This is a genomic window from Winogradskyella sp. (assembly GCF_028282165.1).
Classification (GTDB): domain Bacteria; phylum Bacteroidota; class Bacteroidia; order Flavobacteriales; family Flavobacteriaceae; genus Winogradskyella.
Map to the genome: position 1 here is coordinate 81,670 of NZ_JANQIM010000006.1, position 20,595 is coordinate 102,264.

Annotated in this window: 18 protein-coding genes; 4 read left to right on the top strand and 14 right to left on the bottom strand. The window is 34.8% G+C overall.

Annotated features, from left to right (window positions below; all coding sequences use genetic code 11):
• Positions 1 to 90: 90 nt before the first annotated feature.
• Positions 91 to 1,779: a hypothetical protein gene (locus Q0972_RS03620; protein WP_299362713.1), complete on the top strand. Its 1,689-nt coding sequence runs from the start codon at positions 91 to 93 to the stop codon at positions 1,777 to 1,779.
• A gap of 12 nt (positions 1,780 to 1,791) precedes the next feature.
• Positions 1,792 to 4,647, top strand: coding sequence for a patatin-like phospholipase family protein (locus Q0972_RS03625; protein ID WP_299362715.1), 2,856 nt, complete (start codon positions 1,792 to 1,794; stop codon positions 4,645 to 4,647).
• Positions 4,648 to 4,762: 115 nt separating this feature from the next.
• Here the strand turns inward: Q0972_RS03625 and Q0972_RS03630 are convergent, their stop codons facing one another.
• The 14 genes from Q0972_RS03630 to Q0972_RS03695 all read right to left on the bottom strand — a co-directional run bounded on the left by Q0972_RS03630 (position 4,763) and on the right by Q0972_RS03695 (position 17,573).
• Positions 4,763 to 5,290, bottom strand: coding sequence for an outer membrane beta-barrel protein (locus Q0972_RS03630; RefSeq protein WP_299362718.1), 528 nt, complete (start codon positions 5,288 to 5,290; stop codon positions 4,763 to 4,765).
• Positions 5,291 to 5,465: 175 nt separating this feature from the next.
• Positions 5,466 to 5,891 (bottom strand): DUF2141 domain-containing protein, encoded by a 426-nt coding sequence (locus tag Q0972_RS03635; protein ID WP_299362720.1) that lies wholly within the window; start codon positions 5,889 to 5,891, stop codon positions 5,466 to 5,468.
• 14 nt (positions 5,892 to 5,905) lie between these two features.
• The gene (locus tag Q0972_RS03640; RefSeq protein ID WP_299362725.1) at positions 5,906 to 6,754 is read right to left on the bottom strand and encodes a phosphatase PAP2 family protein; all 849 of its coding nucleotides are present in this window, start codon (positions 6,752 to 6,754) and stop codon (positions 5,906 to 5,908) included.
• A gap of 52 nt (positions 6,755 to 6,806) precedes the next feature.
• On the bottom strand, positions 6,807 to 7,376 hold the full coding sequence (locus Q0972_RS03645; protein WP_299362727.1) for an acyl-CoA thioesterase: 570 nt from the start codon (positions 7,374 to 7,376) through the stop codon (positions 6,807 to 6,809).
• A gap of 27 nt (positions 7,377 to 7,403) precedes the next feature.
• Complete coding sequence (locus Q0972_RS03650) at positions 7,404 to 7,778, bottom strand: hypothetical protein (protein ID WP_299362730.1); 375 nt, start codon at positions 7,776 to 7,778, stop codon at positions 7,404 to 7,406.
• A gap of 17 nt (positions 7,779 to 7,795) precedes the next feature.
• Positions 7,796 to 8,119 (bottom strand): potassium channel family protein, encoded by a 324-nt coding sequence (locus tag Q0972_RS03655; RefSeq protein WP_299362731.1) that lies wholly within the window; start codon positions 8,117 to 8,119, stop codon positions 7,796 to 7,798.
• Positions 8,112 to 8,690 carry a TetR/AcrR family transcriptional regulator gene (locus tag Q0972_RS03660; RefSeq protein ID WP_299362734.1) on the bottom strand — a complete coding sequence of 193 codons (579 nt, stop codon included), beginning with the start codon at positions 8,688 to 8,690 and terminating at the stop codon, positions 8,112 to 8,114. The genes Q0972_RS03655 and Q0972_RS03660 overlap by 8 nt, the downstream gene beginning before the upstream one ends.
• Positions 8,691 to 8,701: 11 nt before the next feature.
• Positions 8,702 to 9,652, bottom strand: a complete 951-nt coding sequence (locus Q0972_RS03665; RefSeq protein WP_299362736.1) for a lipid A-modifier LpxR family protein — start codon at positions 9,650 to 9,652, stop codon at positions 8,702 to 8,704.
• The gene (locus Q0972_RS03670; protein WP_299362738.1) at positions 9,649 to 10,746 is read right to left on the bottom strand and encodes an adenylate/guanylate cyclase domain-containing protein; all 1,098 of its coding nucleotides are present in this window, start codon (positions 10,744 to 10,746) and stop codon (positions 9,649 to 9,651) included. Before Q0972_RS03670 ends, Q0972_RS03665 begins: the two co-directional genes overlap by 4 nt.
• Positions 10,747 to 10,970: 224 nt before the next feature.
• On the bottom strand, positions 10,971 to 12,302 hold the full coding sequence (locus Q0972_RS03675; RefSeq protein ID WP_299362741.1) for a TolC family protein: 1,332 nt from the start codon (positions 12,300 to 12,302) through the stop codon (positions 10,971 to 10,973).
• 85 nt (positions 12,303 to 12,387) lie between these two features.
• The gene (locus tag Q0972_RS03680; RefSeq protein WP_299362743.1) at positions 12,388 to 15,558 is read right to left on the bottom strand and encodes an efflux RND transporter permease subunit; all 3,171 of its coding nucleotides are present in this window, start codon (positions 15,556 to 15,558) and stop codon (positions 12,388 to 12,390) included.
• A 1-nt stretch (position 15,559) separates the two neighbouring features.
• Complete coding sequence (locus tag Q0972_RS03685) at positions 15,560 to 16,648, bottom strand: efflux RND transporter periplasmic adaptor subunit (protein WP_299362745.1); 1,089 nt, start codon at positions 16,646 to 16,648, stop codon at positions 15,560 to 15,562.
• Between the two features lie 20 nt (positions 16,649 to 16,668).
• Positions 16,669 to 17,097, bottom strand: coding sequence for a hypothetical protein (locus Q0972_RS03690; protein WP_299362747.1), 429 nt, complete (start codon positions 17,095 to 17,097; stop codon positions 16,669 to 16,671).
• 50 nt (positions 17,098 to 17,147) lie between these two features.
• Positions 17,148 to 17,573, bottom strand: a complete 426-nt coding sequence (locus Q0972_RS03695; protein WP_299362750.1) for a MarR family transcriptional regulator — start codon at positions 17,571 to 17,573, stop codon at positions 17,148 to 17,150.
• Between the two features lie 512 nt (positions 17,574 to 18,085).
• Between Q0972_RS03695 and Q0972_RS03700 the strand changes: the two genes are divergently transcribed.
• Both Q0972_RS03700 and Q0972_RS03705 read left to right on the top strand, forming a co-directional pair.
• Complete coding sequence (locus Q0972_RS03700; protein ID WP_299362753.1) at positions 18,086 to 19,510, top strand: reductive dehalogenase; 1,425 nt, start codon at positions 18,086 to 18,088, stop codon at positions 19,508 to 19,510.
• Positions 19,507 to 20,580, top strand: a complete 1,074-nt coding sequence (locus tag Q0972_RS03705; RefSeq protein ID WP_299362755.1) for a hypothetical protein — start codon at positions 19,507 to 19,509, stop codon at positions 20,578 to 20,580. Before Q0972_RS03700 ends, Q0972_RS03705 begins: the two co-directional genes overlap by 4 nt.
• Positions 20,581 to 20,595 lie beyond the last annotated feature (15 nt).

Here is a 20,595-nt window from a genome sequence, read left to right on the forward strand (position 1 = left end):
TTAAGGTTTGGAATTTTAATTGTTATTCTCTATTTTTAATGAAATTCCCTCTAATACTATTTAATAGCTCAGTAAATAAACGACTATTAGATGAGCTATATTACTGATTTTCATACACACATTGGCCTAAAACTGGCTAATAACGAGAACATTAAAGATCTTTGGGTATTTGAAGAAAACAAGCCCCCAAGAAGATTTTTCTTTTTTTTTAATTTTTGGAAAAACTTTTTTCTTAAACAGACCTATACCCAATATGCCACTTTTACCCAATGCAATTTGGAAAATTGTGTAGATGGGCATTTGAGGGTACAAATATGTTCTATTTATCCCATTGAGAGACAATACATAAACCGAAAGAACTTTTGGTTGCTGCTAATGGCGTCACTAACGTTTTTCACCAAGACCTTCCCCTTTATTCCCATCTTTATGAAAAAACGAAATGTACTGTTCTCTCTTGCTCAGATTGTAATAGGCATTTCAAAAAAACGATCAGAGGAAATTTGGAAAGAGCAAAAGAGCTTGGATAATCGTATAGATTACTTTAAAGACTACCTTAAAGAGCTTCAAGTATTGAAAGATGCGCAAAATTCTAAATCCAACAAGCCCCAATATGCCCAAAATACATTTAAGCTTGTTCGTAATTATGAAGAATTTCAAGCCAATATCCAAAATAAGAATGTGCTTTTAGGCATCATTTCGGCAGAAGGCATTCATAGTTTTGGAGACTACAAATTGAAACATCTTTTTAGAGATACCAGCATAGAAAGTATTTCTGATAGCGAACGCCAAAAATTACTATTATCTATGCGTAGAAACATAGACAAGGTTAAGAAAAAAGATGCTTTTTCTCCTTTCTATGTAACATTTGCCCACCACTATAACAACTTATTCTGTGGGCATAGCAAAAGCTTTAAATTTCCAATAACACTGTTTTTCAAACAAAAGAATGCATTAGACAAAGGACTCTATTCCTATGGAGAACAGATTATACGTAGCTTACTTGAAAGAGGGCCCGAAAAAAGAAGAGTGTTGATCGACATTAAACATATGTCTATTGAAACGAGGAAGGACTTCTATAAAATCATTGATGAATACAATAAAGATGTTGCATTCGAAGATTTTCAAAATAAAGTCCCCATAATCTCCAGTCACACAGCGGTAAATGGAAATACTACATGGGAAGCGTCGGTAAAACTAGCTTGTAAAAAAGAGGCAAATAAGGGATACGTTAGCAGATGCGATGTTAACGTATGTGATGAGGACATATTACAGATTTATAAATCCAGTGGTATCATCGGAATTTTAATGCACGATGGAAGAATGCCTGGCAAAAAGTATTTAAAAAAGTTAAAAGCATTGAAGGAACAGCCCAAAGAACGCATGCTTTTGCAACAACAATTGTTCCTAACAAATGTTTACCATATAATCCATGTGCTATATCAAAAAGACCTAAAAGATGGGATGTGGGATATTATAACTCTTGGAAGTGATATGGATGGTCTTATAGACCCTTTCGATGATTACACAACTGCGGGTGATTTGTTGGCATTCAGAAATCACATCTGGGAATACCTAGACAATTATGAAACCATACCTGAAGATTACCACATCGTTAATCTTATGAAGTCACCAGATGGCAATATCAAATTATCCTTAGATGAATTGAATGCGTTGAATATGGGACTTTCTACCACAGAGATAGTCAACAGGATTTTTTACAAAAATTTCGATCTGTTCCTAAGTAGATATTTTACAGACAATTACTTATTTGGCAATTAAAAACTAGAAATAATGGGAAAAACATTACGTGTATGCCTAGCCATGGGAGGCGGCGTTTCATTAGGGTCATTTTCAGGGGCTGCTCTTACCGAAGCTTTGAAACTTCTGATTTTGTATGGACATGATCCTAAAGGCCAAAAGTATGATAAGGTTGTCGTAGATGGTATGAGCGGAGCAAGTGCAGGGGCAATTGCTTTGGTTATTATGTTAAAATCATTGATCGATTATAAAGCAATGATGAAAGAACTATTAAAAGGTTATACGGAAGACAAACTGATCGATGAAATTGCCAAGAGTTATTTTAACTCTAAACAAGAAGCAGAAAACCACCCCAATATTAAAGAACTTAAAGCCTTACAAGTGGCACAAAAACTCCAAGAAGAACTCTGGGTAGATAAACTTAATGCGAAACAATTATTTGGAGACAAAAAAATCAAAAATTACAAGCTTAATATTCATGAGTCTTTTGGGCTTTTGGATAGGCAACTGCTAGAAGAATTAGCCAAGGAGTATATTATAGACCCTAAATTTGATTCTTTGGACAATATACAGGTACTGGACAAGGTTAGAGTGCCGTTTGCCTGTTCTCTAACCAATTTGGCTCCAATTGAAATAAGGAAGGATGAAAATGGAATGACGGAATTAGAGAAAAACGTCATCCAATCTGTGGGCTCCCATAATCACAAAGAATTGCGAATTATGGACTTTGTTTTTGATAAATCTCAACTTGATAAGGACACCGATGATCGGTGGCTCCAATTTGGTAATGAAGAAAAAGAAGAAGAGCGAAAATTCAAACTCAATAGTAGAGAAGGATGGTCTATTGTTTGTACATCCGCTCTTGCCTGTGGGGCATTTCCAATTGCATTTGAGCCTGTGGTCTTAAAACGCTATAAAGAGGAATACGGTGAAAACAATAGTCGGTATTTTGGGCAATGGCCCAAACAGTTCAATGATCTCAATAATGAATTCAATAATCTCGAAGAAAGTGGCCGTACCTCAAGATTCAATGAAAACAAAAATAATGTCCTTGATTATAGTCAGTTTAATTTCCCTTATATAGATGGCGGGACTTTTAATAATGAACCCATTAGAGAGGCGTTTAGAATTGCGGCTTTTCAAGATTTTGGTAATGAACATAAATCTTCTGACCGTTTGGTTATGTTCGTCGATCCCATTGTGCGGACAGATAGATACCAGCCATTTAATTTATCATCGCTTGCTTCGGTATCCATGGATAAAAAGAAGGCCGAAGTCAATTCTGAACTAGACAAGCTTATTGGTGTTACTAGTAGTATCTTAAACTCATTGACAAACCAAGGGAGAATCAAGGAGGAAGACAAAATTCGAGATGTTAGCGAGAACCTCAAATTAAGAAAAACGATCTTTAATTATCTCCAAAACAACAAACTGCTAGGAAGTAATTTGAGAGTAGATATTTTAACTACCGCATATAACAAAGTTGAGTCTAATTTACATGACGATATGATTCCTTTAGGAACTCGTAATGTCATCAGATATTTCAAGAATGAACTGATAAAAACGTGCAATTCTAAGACCGAAGATGATGACCAATGTCTTTGGATTCCTAGTGATAAACTGAATGAATTAATTTTAAAAATCAATTCGGGAGAAATCAATGATAGTAATTTTAATACAATGGGTTACAAAGTTCTAGGAATCGAACGCGAGAAAGATAAAAATACTTTTGCTGCTGCGGTTTTTAAAATAATCTTCGATTTCTCACTCAATACAGATGGTAAAAACGAAATGGCAGAACGGGTTGCCATTCTTCCACTAAGTGATGTACTAAAAGTAACCAAATTACCTGGTGAGGAAGTTAGTGCATTTGGAGGGTTTGTATCAAAAAAAGCAAGACAATACGCCTTTAATTATGCCAAATTAAGCGCACTGAAATCATTGGCAAAAAAACCAGATAACATATCTAATGATTATGGATTTAGAGGAACCTCAAACACCTACCCTTTCATAATTTCTGATGCTCTCGATTTATACGAAACAAAATTGATAAATTCTGTCAAAGACATAAAATTCTGGGATGATATTAATTCTTATCAGAATAACATTAGAAATGTGCTATTGAAATTAAGCTTTAAACGTTTAGGTGTGGTCACAAAAAATCTAACTAATCGTTTTAATCTATTTATTACAGCTATTGGCGCAGCTATTCTGTCTGTCTTTCGATTTTTTAGTAAGGTAAATTGGTTTGTAAGGACAATTGCTTACTTACTGAATTTATTTTTAGGAAAAAAAGTTCAGATCACCCATAAATATCTTACTCCTGTCACTATTTCCATTCTGAGTAACCAAAGGTTTAGAAGAAAAATAAAGCTCACTACGGCCGATAATAAAATAATTAGGATAAAAAAGGTTACGCACAAACTTAATGGCACTAATAATTACCAGTATTTATTTCAGTTGTACCAAGCCATGTACACTCAGGAAATGGATAAAAAAATGAAGATTGAAGATTCAGATTCTGAGAGGTATAAAATTCAAAAGGAAATGAAAACCGTATATACGAATAATATAAATAGTGCTATTCTAAGTCTTCAAAGCAAAGTCGAACTCCCTACTGGTGTTGATAGAAACTTAAATTCTAAAAAGTACAATGAATATTTTGAATCTAATTATGAGAATATTGTGAATAGCATAAATATTGGCAATATACAATTGCCATTAATAAATAAGGCCTTACTAGATAAATCGAACATGTTATTTCATTCTTTCAACAAGTTGAAATCGCACCTAAGCCCCATGATTGAGATTGACTTGAACAAAACAAATCCGGAGTGGTACTTTAAAGAAAACACAAAAGCTTTATCCAAGCAGTTTTTAGAGAGATAGTAGTTAAATAACAAAACCTGTAATAGTTTACAGGTTTTATGTTTGATGTAACTTTAAGCGGAAAGAGTTCAGATTTTATTTAATAGGGGGGACAAAAAATCAAACCTTTTAATACTTAAAATCGGTAACCAATACCAAATTGTATGCTTCCAAGGTTGTCATCCTCAAATGAAATGGTACGATATCCAATAAATATGGGCATGTTGCCATTAACCATATAGGTTAATCTCGGTGAAGCATAAAACCCTCCATCGTTACCCTCATTAACACCAAAAGCATAACCAACATCCGCACCAACTAAAAAATTCCTAAAAGGTGAAAATCTGACACTTCCTGCTAATGGTATAAATTGAGCATCATCTAACTCAATGGTTCCCGAGCCTAACCGATTGATTTCTTCTCCAAAATAATTAGCAAACCCTGTTGAACCTCCCAAATAGAAGCGTTCAGATATACTATAGAGATAGAATAAATCTATGCCTATGTTAGATGAATAGGCATCTTCAAAATCACCAACCGTTACCCCGGCATTGAGGCCAATACCATAATTGTGTTGCCCTTTTTGCACATCTTGAATTTGTGCTGTGACTAGATTAACTGAGGCCAAAATGGTTACTACTAAAATTACTACTTTCTTTTTCATTTTTGTTTGTTTTAATTGTTATTATGATTATTTAATCTAGAATCTAGAGTCAATTCTTCATTATATTTTAGAATGAGAAAATCGGGGGTGTTATCATTTTACCATTCAAATTGTAAATGTTCATGACCAATATGAACGTTATAATTATGGCTCTAAGAAAATGTCTGACCCTTTATTAGAGAACAAATTTGAGTTTCATAGATTTTTGTGGTTGGTCTAATTCAAATTTGCATTTCCTATAGGATGGCTTACCAAAACTCGTCATGTTAGATGCACCCACAGGTTCTTTTGGAATACCAATGAGGTTGCTATCGAGCTTTCCATTTTCATTTTCATCTTGAAAAAAAGCAACTGCATACACTCCATACGGGACATTCTCGAAAGTATAACTGGCAGAATCATCGTAAGAAGACAACCTCCCTACTTTTAATGCTTTTTCCTTTTCTTTCGGGAATCCGTCTTGTTCATCATAAAGAAGAAAATATAAATCCCCTTCGACCTTTTTAATATCTGATATTGTTATGGATATTTGCCCTGTTTGAGCTGTTCCAATAAAACAACCTAGAAGTATTATTGCCGCTGTAAAAAGTTTTTGTTTCATTGTATTTGTTTTAATTAAAAATTATATTTAAGTCCAATACCATTACCTCCAAACGTTAATTCTATTGACGTTTTATAACGTTTGTTGCTATTGTATTTTTCACTATATTTTTTATCTAAATAGATATCTATTGCCTCTACCACGAAATAACTCAATGCCCAACTCAAAAAAACATCACTTGCCCAATGTGCATCTTCATATATTCTGCTAAGACCAGGCATTAAACCTATTGCATAAATTGGAGCTTTTATCCACCAACTTTTAAATTGTTTGGCTATTACATGAGCATTTGTAAATGTTAATACGGCGTGACCAGAAGGCAACGACCTGTAAGCCACACTGCCACCAAAAGGACGAAAATGATTTTTACCGAAATCTGCTCCAGGTCGTGCTCGACCAGTAACCGATTTACTAAATTGTTGCAAAAATCCTGTTGCTGTTGCCGATGATAGCAACAGAACACCTGTACGTCGCAATTTTTCGTTTCTTGTAAATAAGCCTGTTAAATAAACTGCTCCTGTAAATCCATAGTTGTTTTGTGGACTGCCAGCATACCAACTATACTCTAAAAGCATATTTGGAATGGCATCCTTATGCCCAATAAATTCTGTCCTTATATCTTCGTCTACTAGGTATAAGCCAAAGGCTGTTGTTGTTACCCCGCCAAATAATAAAAAATCCTTTCCTTGCCAATATAAAGGTCTTGAATAGGCATGACCAACACCCTTAAAGACATTGCCCATATCATATGTAAAGTCTTGCCATAGTGTTTTATCAGAAGGGATTTTAGATTCATTGAAACTCTGGCCAACTAACAAATTTGTAATTAGAACTGCTATGCATATATTGAGAGAACTCTTCATTATTATACGAATACTAAAAACACCAAAGCGCCAATAATAAAACCTAGTGCCGCTAGCATACCCTACTATTAATTTGTATACGAACTTTGTGACTTTCTATGAGTTCTAAATATTTGCTCGATATAAAATCCTCTTCACTAAATTCTTCGTGCCTCTGCTTTTGCATGTTCTGTCGCACTATACTTTTGGTAAATCTTCTTATATCAGTCTCAGTTTCTAAAATCAAACCAGGCACATTCACTTTTTCATTATTATCATCAAGTGCTACCATAGTAAAGTATGACGAATTGCAATGCTTAAAGTCTTTATCACCATGAATAATGCTTTCTGAAACTACTCTTATTCCTACCACCATTGAACTATTTCCAACATAGTTTAGTGATGCCTTAAGTGTCAGTAGCTCCCCTACTTCAACTGGTTTTAAAAAATCAACCGTATTCACAGATGCTGTTACACAATAATGCTCAGAATGTTTTGATGCACAAGCAAATGCTATTTGGTCCATCATTGAAAGAATAAAACCCCCATGAACCTTGCCGTTATAATTTGCATGTGTTGGTAGCATAAGTTGCGATAATTCGACACTAGACTCTTTCTTATATTTATATCTCAGCTTTTCCATAGCACTTATATTCGTTTATTAAGTTTATTATTTTCTAATTTGAAAAAATTTGGGATTCTCATAACGCATTCCAATCCACATTAAAATCATAACCAAAACTCCAGGAATTACAGGTTCATGTGCCACCCATTCTGCAGCGATTATTCCACCTGTGTAGGCAACTATTAAAAGAAACCCAATATTTCTAGTTCTTGGAATTAAGAAAACGATGGCGCATAATAATTCTATTACTCCGACGAGGAAAGTCATATGCCCCATGCCAGCATTAGTCATATTTTCTATCATAAAATCCATACCTATTACCTTTGGTATAGCAGTTACAACTAGAATTATAATGGGTATCACCCAAACAAATCTCCACTTACTCCTAATTCTTGGTTTACTAATTTCTAATGTTCTCATGGTTTATATTATTTATATTACTTAATCGTTTTATGAATTCTGTCTATCACTTCTACCCTATACTCAAAAAAGGCCGTAACGAAACTCAACACAATTCCAAGACCAGAAAAAATATACACCGTGGTAAATATTTTTGACAGGTCATTAGTTGGATGCATTTCACCATAACCAACGGTTGTTAAAGTCATTACCGAGAAATAATAGGAATCAATCCAACTCCACCCTTCCAAACACCTGTACACCAGCGTCCCCAATAGTATAAAAGCAATAGTCATTATTACAAGACGACCTGAGTTTTGCCATCTAAAGAAGCCTATTATGTAATAGAAATATCTAGTCATGGCTAACAGATATAAGGCTTCCATATAAGAGAAATATCAAATCATCAACATAACCAGTTTTAATGGATTGCTGTAGTATTTGTGATTCTGTATGGAAATAGTAGTTTTCTAGACTATTGACAATGAAGTTGGTTATTTCGTCACTTGATTTTCCATAACTAGACAACGCTTTTGAATATGGGTTTAAACCCGATTTTAGATATTCTTCAATAATCTCAAAACGAATACTGAAGTACTCTTCTTGGATATCAGGATATTGTTTTGCGTGTTGGTACCATCTCGACAATCTTATTTCCCTCAGAGTGTCATTGATAAGATATATATATCTGATTAGCTTTTCAATTCCCAAATCTTCTTCTTTGGAAATTTTTTCAAAACTCACAACTAGTTCGCTTTTATGAATGACCAAAACCTCTCTTATTAATTCATACTTTGATTCAAAAAATCTGTAAATAGTTCGCTTACTTCTTTTTAAATCCTTGGATAAGCTATCAATCGTATAGTCATGTTGAAACTCCTTCATTAAAAGCTCCTGAGATTCTTGTAAAATATGTTGTTTCGTTGTTATCATGCTTATAGTTTTTAAAACCTTTGAGCAAAACTCAATGAGGCATACCTATTAATCTCCGAACTCTTTAACTCTCCAGTTGCCAAGTGGTATTTAAATTCGATACTTGTGCGGTTTTTTAAAAAACAGAATCCGAAATAGCCATTAAACACCAGGTTATTAATTTCATCTTGCTCAAAAAGTGAATCGTTATTAAATAAATTACCTTGTATAGTTGCATTAAAGGCAGAGACCTTAGCACCAAAACCAGTGTCGAAGTAAAACTCTACTTGTTGTTTAGACCCCAATAGCTGATTGTCTTGACCAACCGAGTTTTGAATTGGAACGAACTTACCCAATCTAAAATGAATCATTGGTCTCGTATTGATATAAATATTTCCAATTGATACTTCTATCGTACTGTAGATGTCAAATGAACTGCCTTCTAATACCTCGAAGCCATAGCTACCTCTAATATTTACTCCTAATTGATTGGGTAATTGATTGACCCATCCTTGCAGCTCTGGGTCTCCAGTAATCTCACTATGAAACCAGTTTTGAATGTCACCAGCTTGGGAAGCAGGCCCCATTACACCAACATCTAGCCCCAACCTTAAATAGGATACTGAAAAAGCCATGACTACAGAATAGTTAGCATATGACCACCCGGCATAAGGTCGCTCTTCATTAGGGTCGATACTACCATCTGATAGATAATCTGGCGTATAGGCTTCAACGTTTACATTTATTTCTGAATAAGATTGAAGGGATTGTTTAAATTGTTTTGAGATGAAATGATCGTCATTGTTTAACCAGCGAAAAGCACCATTAATTCCGTAGGTGTAATAACGGTCAGTACCTGTATAGATGATTAAAAAATCATTATCTGTACCAAGCTCTATTTCATACTTATACTGATTATTCGTTTGCCCAAAAGCTGTTTGCGCAATTAATAAGACCAATATGTAAACTGCCCGAACCATCATTGATTGTAAAGATTAAATAGTGGTGTACCATAAATGAGGCTGGTATTATTTTTACCCCTAAGCTTTAGTTCGGTCATTAGGCTCATCTCAAAAGTCAGAGGTGATTTTAAAGACCTTAAATAGAAATCCGTACATAAAAAAAGAGTGCCAAGCTTTTTGCAATGACCAAGTAAACGTGCCGTTGTGTTTAGCACATCTCCATGATAGGCCACCCTTTTTTGTTTTCTTCCAACGAGAGTTGCAGATACGGCACCACTACTTACTCCAGCCTTAAAAACCGGCACTATTCCAAATTGTTTTTTAAAGCTCTCTTTGTTGACGTTTAGTTTGTGCCTAACAGCCTCAAACATAACCATGGCTTTTCCGTCTAAATCATTTTTGGTCTTCCATGTTAGCACAACCTCGTCACCAACAAATTGATAAACCTCATACTTGAAAGGCTTCATAGCCTCTAAAATGTTATCAAAACACTTATTTAAAAAGCGACTGTACTTTATATGACCTAAGGTTTCTGCAATTTGTGTACTGTTATTTAGATCCAAAAACATAAAGGTGCGATGCTCCACCAAAGGTTTAGAATACTTTCCTGAGAGGTAATTCAAAAAAACGGTTTCACCAAATGTGATGCGTAATTGGCGTATAAAACTTACTGCCAAGCTTAAGAAAAAACAATGTACAGTAAATGAAATGAAGATTCCAGAGGTCAAAAAACTATATGCTCCTGATACTGATTTGTAAAAAGTATAGCTCTCTACAATCCATAAAAAAAGAACATTTGCAATAACGCCAATTATGTAAATAAACAATAGAATACTTAATACCCAAAGTATTCTTCTTTGCCATAACACGAAATACTTTGACAATAGCGGCTGAACTTTTGTTTCTAAAAAAAGCACCAATAACCCGAATAAAAGCCCCCCAAGAGTTGCCTTAATATGTGCCTCTTTTAATTGAAATGGTCGCAATTCGTCATCATCAAAAATCCAATCCAAACCAGATGTTTTAAAATACACGAACAAATTGCATCCGATAATGAAAAATGCTAGAATCAGCGAATATTCTAAGACAATTGATATTTTTTTCCTTTTTCTCATCTTTATTTATAATTGGCAGTCGGTTTGGCTTTCCGGCACAGAGGAAAGCCAAGACTGCACTTTTCAGGGATGAACAAAAACTAACTAACCTACTTTACCTAACTTTACTATGAAAAATGAAGTTGTTCATCCCTTTGTGGTGACCTGTGGCTTCTATTAAGGATTTTAACCACAGGTCAGCTGAGTATTACGCTATTAATCAACTCAACCTGTTTTATTTATTATTATTTAATATTTAACATGGCTCCAGACAACTGAAGCAACTCTGCTTCTTTCTGCTTAACTGTATATTTTGCTGTTATTATTCTAAATTTTGCTGACGAAAGGTCTAATTGGGCCTCGCGCAATTGCGTATTAGTTATTTGCCCATTCTTATAATCTAAAGCACTTCGTTCGTAGTTTTGCTGAAAAGTTTGAATATTGGAACGTTCGATTTCTAAATCGCTAAGTGCTTGAATATACTCTGTGTAACTATTCTCAAAATCCCTAAGTACCAAAAGTCTTGTTTGGTCAGTTCTTAACTTTTCCTGATCAATTGCGATTTTAGCATTTTGGATTGAGCGCTTAACACGGTTTCCATCAAAAATATTTATCCTTAAACCAAGTCCAACATTCCAACCATCTAATTGCTGACCTACTAATAGACCTGCCTCATTGGTTTGGTCTAGATAACTATATCCACCATTTAAAAATAGTTTTGGATAACGTTCTGCTTTATCGACCATCAATTCATTTTCTGAAATCTCCAAGCCCTCTCGGGTTAATTTTAGTCTTATATTATTCTCTAAAACTTGTTTCTCCAGAGCTTCTTTATCTATTAATGGGAAAAAGTCTATGTCCTCAACAACCGAAAACGCATTCTTTGGGTCTCTTCCCATATAAGCGTTGAGGTCTGCTTGTGCTGTTTTGTACTTCAGCTGGTTTTGGCGCAATGAAGCACTATCATTTTTCACAGCTACTTGAGCATTTAATACTGAAGTACGATTTCCAGCTCCAAAATTAAATTGACTCTCAGCTCGTTTAAGCCTTTCATTACTTATATCCAACTGTTCACTTGATATCGTTAAATTTGCCTGTTGAGTCGCTACATTGAGATATAGAAATACTGTATTTAATACTGTATTTTCTATGAGAAACTGCGTCTGCAATTGTGTGGCTTCATTAACATTCTTAAGTAAGCTTAACCTGTGATAACCTCCAAGCCCATCGAACAAAGTATACTCTACATTTATTGACGCCGAGAGCGTTTCTGTTTCCGCGTTATCTACACTTATAGAGGTTAAGGTTTGGCTGCCATCGGGATTAAACAATGACACATCAAGGTCTGTATTGTTCTCACTATAGTCATATCCGCCAGTTGCATAAACTCTGGGTAATAAACCTGCGTTACCTGCTGTAGCATTATTTGCTGATACTAGAGTATCTAATGCTGAAATCCGTATGTCATGATTTTTTTCAATTGTAACTCTTATGGCATCTCCCAAAGTCAGAAGCTCTTGGGCATTTAAAACCCCAAATGACATTAAGAGAATAAGTATTTTCAATATCTTTTCCATTTTTATTTGTTTTAATGGTTCACTATAGAACTTTTAAATTTTGATACAACAATCCCTACTATTATTGCATTATTATGTCTCTTATTTATTCTTGACTTGTACTCATTAGCAGTCTTACGGCCGGCTCAAGCTCTTCTGGACTTATTTGCTGATTCTTTTTGAAAACTCTTGCGTAGAACTGCCTTAGTTTATTAAGGTTGATTAAAAATATTGGCATTAGTATTAAAACATTAAACAAGCCAAATAGTAAACCATAGGCTATTGCTATTGCCGGTCCTTTAAGAAATTGAGCACTTAAACTTGTTGAGAAAATAAGTGGACCTAAACCTGCTACAGTAGTAATTGTAGTAAGCACTATTGGTCTAAACCTGCTGTATGCCGCATCCTTCACAGCTTTAGTGAATGAAACTCCTTCTTGCAGCATATCATTTAAGGTGGAAATATATACCAAGGTATTATTAACAAAAACCCCAATTAGCGCAATTGTTCCAATTAGACTAAAAATATTTAATGCTGTAGCATGTATAAAGTGGCCTATAATTACACCTATAAGAGCAAATGGAAACAATAAGAAAATCATTCCAGCCTGTGCAAATGAATTACAGTTAAATACAATAAGTGCAAAAATGAGTAGCAAAATTATTGGACCAACTATCGCCATTGCGTCAATCAACTTAAAAGCTTGCCTACTTTGTCCTTCAACTGAATAAGTAACTGTTGGGTACTTCTGCAGTATTTGAGGAAGAATTTCACTTTCTATTTGACCAATGACCTGAGGGGCAGAAACATCTTTATTTGCCACATTGGCCTCAACTCTTATTTCACGTTGGCCATCCAAATGGTCAATGGTTAAATTGCCTATCGCCTCCTTGATATAGGCAATTTCACTTAAAGCATAAGTACTTCCATTTTTACCATTAATTCGCATATCCAATAGTTGCTCTTTACTTTGACGACCCTCCTCTGGATATCGCAACCATACCTCAACCTCCTCATCTCCCCTTTGTAAACTCTGAGCTTCTACCCCAAAAAAAGCCGAACGCACTTGCGACATCACAGAGGATAAGCTTAAGCCAAGCAACTCTGCATTAGGTTTAAGTTTAATTTGATACTCTGTAATACCATTTAAGTCCGTATCAGATACATCCCTTAAACCATCTACTTGACGCATGGCACTTTTCAATTCGTCTTTAGCCGCTCTAACTTCATTTAGGTCATAGCTTTTTAAAGCAAAAGATATAGGAAGTCCGAAAAGGGATGAGGTTGCTCCCAGACCGTAAATAAGTCTTGTCGCTTCAGGGATGTTTGGTGCTTTTTCAGCAATAGCATTGGTAATCTCAAAAGAACTTATACCTCGCTCTTCGCCATTTAAAAAAGTGATTTTCAACTCACCTTGATTGTCAAGCGGTCCTGTTATCACCTCAACAAATCTAATTATCTCTTTTCCATCAACGCGACTCTCTGAATAATCCTCGTTAACATGCCAAACTGCTTCTTCAATAGCCAACAATTTCTTTTTGGTTTCTTCCACTGGCGTGCCTGGTGGCAACTCCATCTCAACAAAGATGGCATCATCATCTATGTTTGGAAAAAAGGTAAATCCAACACTTAATGGAATAAGTGCAATTGACCCAACAAGTAGAATTACAAAAACTATAATCGTTAAATTTCTTGTTGGCCTTCCTTTTAGTACATTGTAATTAAACGCTGGCATAAATAGTCTATCTCTTAACCAGTTCATTACTCCAGTAAACCAACGTTCAATTTTGGTGAGCTTTATATTCTTCCTAATGCCTTTTGCATGACCCACATGACCAGGAAGGATAAAAAATGTCTCTATGATTGCAATAGCTAATACCGCTATTACAACAAACGCAATTTCTTGGAAAAACTCCCCCACTTGTTGAGGCAAGAAAAAGAACATTGCAAAGGCCGTGGCTGTTGTAGAAAGTGATATAATGACTGGTGAAAGCATTTCCATTGTGCCATCTAAAGCAGCTTTAAGCGGTGGCTTTTTTAATTCTTTAGCATGCCTGTAGATATTTTCGCCCACAACTACAGCATCATCAACCAAAATACCCAAAACCAAAATGAAGCCAAATAGTGATACCACGTTAATGGTCATATCTTGCATATCAGTTAAAAGAAACATACCCAAAAGAACGATTGGTATTTTTACCGCCAGCCAAAATGCTAAGTAACGATCAAGAAATAAAGCCAACACCAACAATACCAAGATAACACCAGTAATACCGTTCTCTATCATAGTGCCTATCCTACTTTTGAGGTTAATAGTACCATCCTCAAGTATCATTAGCTTAACACCTGAATGTAAAGCGTTAAATTTTTCTGTGTACTGTTTTACAAATTCAGCATTGGCTAATATATCCTCAGAATTCAAGGTATATGTACTTATAGTCACTATAGGCTTATTTTTAAAATACCTACCAGTAGCGCTATCTTCAAACTGGTCTTTTATATCTGCAACATCCTTTAGATATACTGTCTGCCCATTGTCTTTTGCTAATACTATAATGTTTCTTAAATCTGAAGCATAGTAACCCTTGTTGTCCGCTTTTATGTTTATTACCTGTTCTTGGTTTTCGATAGTACCACCGAAGGATTCTAAATTAGCGCTTCTAACAGCATCGCTTACTTGAAGAAAAGTAATATTGTATCGGCGTAAATCATTTTCCCTAATCCTGATTTCTATTTCCTCATCAGGAATTCCTTCAATAAAAACTTGTGATAACCCAGGTTGCGCTAGAAAATCGTCTTCAATGTTCTTAGCAATATCTTTGACCTCTGATAGTGGAATATCATCTGCCATGATACCAAAACTAACGGTCAGGTCCATTGGGTCTCTCTTCTCTATTGAAGCAGGCTCAACACCAGCTGGAAAATTTGTGATTTTATCTACCGCATTTTTTACTTCAACGAGCATTTTATCAGCATCCGCCTTTTCTGTAAGCTCAACCGAAATGTTAGCCATGTTATCTTGAGACGTGGAAGATACGCGGTCAATACCTTCTATTCCTTCAAGGTTATCTTCTACCTTGATGGCAACACCCTCTTCGACTTCTGCAGGACTAGCACCAGGGTAAGCTATAGCCACATCGATAAATCTTGTCTTTTGTTTTGGAAAATTTGTATTCTGGGTTTGTGATAGTTTCAAAACACCTAACCCTAAAAACAAGAACATCATTAAATTGACCAAAGTTGGTCTATATATAAAAAACTTTATTAATCCTCTCATCTTACTGTAGTTTTGGAATTGCCTTTATACCTACAATTTGTTTATTACTTACTTCGGTTACCAACACATCTCCTTTGTTTAAACCCGCAACAATACTTTTTGCCTCTTTAACTTTGAGTACCTTAACCGCTTTAGAAACCACCATAGAATCTTTGATGATATGAACTCTATTTTCTCTCGTTATTAGATTGTTTTTTATTGCTACAACCTCTTTGAACACCCCTATTGGATAATCAGCCTCTACATACATCCCCTCTTTAAGATTATGATCCGAAACCCTGAAGTACACATTGACAGATTGCGTATTGACATCTAATGACTTGCCTATACGTTTAACAACACCTTCTACTTTTTTGTTTATGTTCCTGGCGAAGAACTCAACTTTTTGACCGATTTTAAACTCATCTATTTTATCTGCTGTTACTGCAGATTTAATTTCGTAACTGTCTGTTCTAATAAACTCTCCTAACTTTACACCCGGTCTTACAAGGTTGCCTTCATCAATAAAAGTGGATTTAAGTGTACCCGAAAAAGGTGCGTATAAATAGTAATCCTTTAGTTGTTCTTCTTTACTTCTTATACTGTAAAATAGATTATAAATATTTCTACTATTTAGAAAGTATCGTAATTGTTCGTTCTTAGTTTTGGGAAGCTCAGGCAATCGTTCTTCTACATTAATCTGTTTTAGAAATCTATTCCATGTAGGAAATTCATTTGGATAATCTAATTGAATATCTGATATGGTATTTACCATAGAGCTAAGAAATTGACTTCGTTGTGAATTTAGATTATACCTAAATTGGCTATTATCTAAACTCAACATCAATTCCCCTTTCCTAAATGACACGCCTTCCTTAAATGGTTTTAAACCTAAACTTGCCGTACCTTGTACCTCAGCAATGATATCCACTTTTTGAATCGGCACTATTCTTCCCGTTAAGTTGATTGTATTTTGAATCTCTGCAGGAGACACCTGAATGGCCTGAAATTCTTGAAAATCCGTACTCTTGTCACTAACCAGTTTTTGTTGTTTTCCACAACCCAAAGTTGCTATGGCTGTTAGCGCAATTAAATAATGTTTCTTTTTCATAGTTTAATTTGTTTTTGATACTAAATAATATGATGATGTTTAGACAAGATTTGTTTGACTTGCAATAGGGAAACATGGTCTGAAATACTTCGTATATATTTCTCCCTATCAACTAATACCATTAATGGATGGTCAGTTATATTGAAATTCTCATACAAGGCACCATCTAAGTCAAGTATTATTTCCCGGCCTTTCAACCCCATTGGAACTAGATTCGTGACAATTACAGCTTTAATCGTTTTTCTGTATTCAACTAATAAATTATCATAGAGGTCATAAGTGCCATTAGCCATCTTCACAGAAGGCCTTTCGCCCGTGAACAATAAAATATATGGAAACTCTGAGAGGAATTGATACAATTCCGTTGCATCTCCATTACAAGCGATTCTTACATTAGGAATTTTATTACCTATAACATTTTGCATACCATTTGCGCTAATTAGATTCATGTTAAAATTATTTAGTTCTATATAGAACCATTAAGATTTGACAAAAAATTTTAAAGCATTTTTTCTGTAAGCTCCTGCATTATCTTAATCATCATCTTCAACTTTTCTTTATCCTGCCCCTCTAATACTTTTTTTCCTTCCGCTATTATTATTGATTGTCCTTGTCCAACCAGTATCTTTCCTTTTTCTGTTAAATATACTTTTTTATTACGTCCATCCTTTTCGTCTGCTATTCTGGCAATAAGACCAGCTTTCCCCATTTTAGTAAGTAAAGACGTGATTGCAGATTTCACCTTTAGCGTTTCATCTGCTAAGAATTGCTGGTCTGTACCTTCATTATAACTGATTAACATGAGGAGACGCCATTGTTCAATGGTTAAACCAAAAGGTTTTAGTAAAGAGTTCAACTTATTTTGAAAACTCCAAAAGAAACGCGTACTTGTTCTACCTATTTCTATTTCCAGAGGTAATTCCATTGTTTTATTCGATTTGCTTACAAATTTAAAATATTAGTTCTATATTGAACTATTTTTAACAAAGTTTAACAACTTACTGGAAAACTTCGCTCATTTTGAACATAAAAAATTTTGGACTAAACTTCATAATGTTATCTAATTTCAGGGAATGGCATGCGGATTTGCCTTTAGTGCTTTTAAACCTTACATATAAATTATTTAATTGATTATTAGTTATTTACAAAATACACGTTCTAACTTTATCAAGCTAAGTGACTTACAAATAGTGCTTTATTTTCACATATTCTATACTCACTCGAAAAGATTTCCAATCACAATAAAAGCCACTTAACATGTTAGCCTTTATTGGTTTTAAATGTTAAATATAAATTATTTTTAGTTCATTTATGAACTTATTTGTATATTTGAAAACAAATTTAGATTAAACATAAATCTATATTTTAATGAAATCAACACATTCAAGATGTGTTTGTTATAAATAAATATAATTTTTGTTCATTAACAAACTTTTTATGAATAAAGAAAAAAAAATAAATCAAAGCAAAAACGTAACGAGAAGGGATTTCTTTAAAATTGGTGCCGTTGGCGCAGCACTGGGACTGACAAGTGTCTCAAAGGCAACGGAAAACACCATGGCCAATGTAATAGACAAAGCCACTGATTCAGCTGTTTTCAATGAATTAGACGAAGAGCCTTTTGACTTTAAGCCTGGGTTTGAATATAAACGGTTTGATGAAATAAATACGTTTCAGTCTACTGGACCAATGAGACGAGATGAAAAGGTCATACCTAAAATGATAAAATTCATTTGGCCTGGGTTTGACAATAATCAACCAGGCTATCGTCAAGTAGATTGGGCACTTTCCAAAGCGGGACAGTCCTTGAAATTTAAAATGAAATCCTTAGAAGGCAAATGGGAACAGGATAGATTTGACTTTACAATATTGGATATGAAACCATCCGACATGGAGGACGATAGTAAAGAAAAACCAGATATCCTTAAAATCCTTGAGGGCAATTATGTCTATCCTGAAAAAGCGCCATTCCAGACTAAACAGGAAGCCACCGATGCCATAAAACGTGCAGCCAGACTATATGGAGCTGATTTGGTAGGTATAACCAGACGTGACGAACGTTTTGATTACAAGGCTTTCTTTGACCCTAAAAATGGAAGACGTGATTGGAATGATATCCCATTTGAACCAAAAACGGTAATAGTTATGGCATTTGAGATGGACTACGAAGCAATGACCGCTGCACCAACCCACGTAGCTGATGGTGCTACAGGAGACGGATACTCTCAAATGCATAAAACTTCTTATCAAATGGCAGTATTTATGAAATGCCTAGGTTACCAAGCTATCGCATCTAATAACGACGTTGGATTAAGCATTCCTTACGCAATAAAAGCAGGTCTAGGAGAATTAGGCAGACATGGCCTATTAATAACCTATCAGTATGGTCCACGAATACGACTTGCGAAAATTTATACCGATTTCGATTTTGTTGAATATGATAAACCTGTAGAGTTTGGAGTACAGGAGTTCTGCAAGCGATGTATGAGATGTGCTGATGCTTGTCCTGCTAATGCAATTACAAAAGCCTTGGAACCAACTTATGAACCAGAATTTGAAGACGAGGGTAACTGGTTTGTAAATCCAGGTATAAAAAAATACTACAATAATCATAAAAAGTGTTTTGACTTTTGGGTAGAGAATGGTAACGGGTGCAGCTCTTGTATATCTGTTTGTCCATATAACAAACCCGATTTTTGGCACCATAAACTGGTTGATAAAATTTCCGCAATGCTTCCTGGTCCGGTTCATAGCTTTATGCGCGAAATGGACAAAATTTTTGGTTATGGAGACACCTATGATGAAAAGGCCATTAAAAAATTCTGGTCTAGTAGAAACCGTAAATATTTAGGGCATAAATGAGGATTAAAAAGAACATAGCAATTTTTCTCATTGTTATTGCAGTGATAGGTCTTCCAGTTTCAGTTTTACTGAATCAAGCTGTTGGTAAATTCTTTTCTCAAGATTATACCAAAGAAGTACTCCGTAGTAAAGTTTTCAATACGAAAGACCTTGCCTACCTATTACGAGCTATTGCTAATGAACGTATTAAAGATGTTGAAGATTTAAAAACTGGTATGATAATAGCCATTTTCTCAAAGGCGGATTCTCGGAAGTATGAAGAATTACTTAAGACACTCCTCCCTCAAGAGCACTTAGACACTTTAGTGGATACCGGGCTTAATGGTCTTTACAAATGGCAGAATAATAAAGAGGATTATCCAGATATTAGAATTAAAACCAAACCCCTAGTTCAACATCTTTCATCAAATACAGAATTCCTTTTTCGATGGGCACACTCAGTTACAAAACCCCCACAATTAAAACCAAAAGAACTCGAAAAGCTAAGGGCACAGAATTTTGGTGATAGTATCCCACCTCTATTAATGAGTGGAATTCCAGATTCAATATATGACGGATTTGCCAAAAGAGGTGCAGAATTGATGAGGTTAGAATTACAAAAAGCCAATCCACCCGACTTGGTAGATGTTACTCAGTTAATGAAGGAAAGAGTTAGCGCTCAAAACTCTCTAAAAATTAAAGAAAAGCTAAACACATTTAAAAATATTTCTAAATGGTTATGGTTAATTTTTACAGTTGTTTCAATATGTGGGTTTTGGATATATGGTATTAAAGCAAAAGGCTTTTTAGTTTTTACTGCAAGAAGTCTATTTGGATTTGCATTAGGACTGTTTGCTGTAGCATGGTTATCTGGCCATTACATATTAGAGAATTTAGAACTCGAAATTCATGCAAATGCTGTTTCTGCTCCTAGACCTATAAGGAATAAGATTATCGAACTGATATCACATTATTTAGACTATGCCGGTAACAGTATGTACACTATTGGCTGGATTTTATTGACTTCTTCTTTAATTCTTTTCATCATGGCAAAAATTAAGAATAGACAATTGAAACCTATCAAAGGCTAGACATATAAAGCGAAC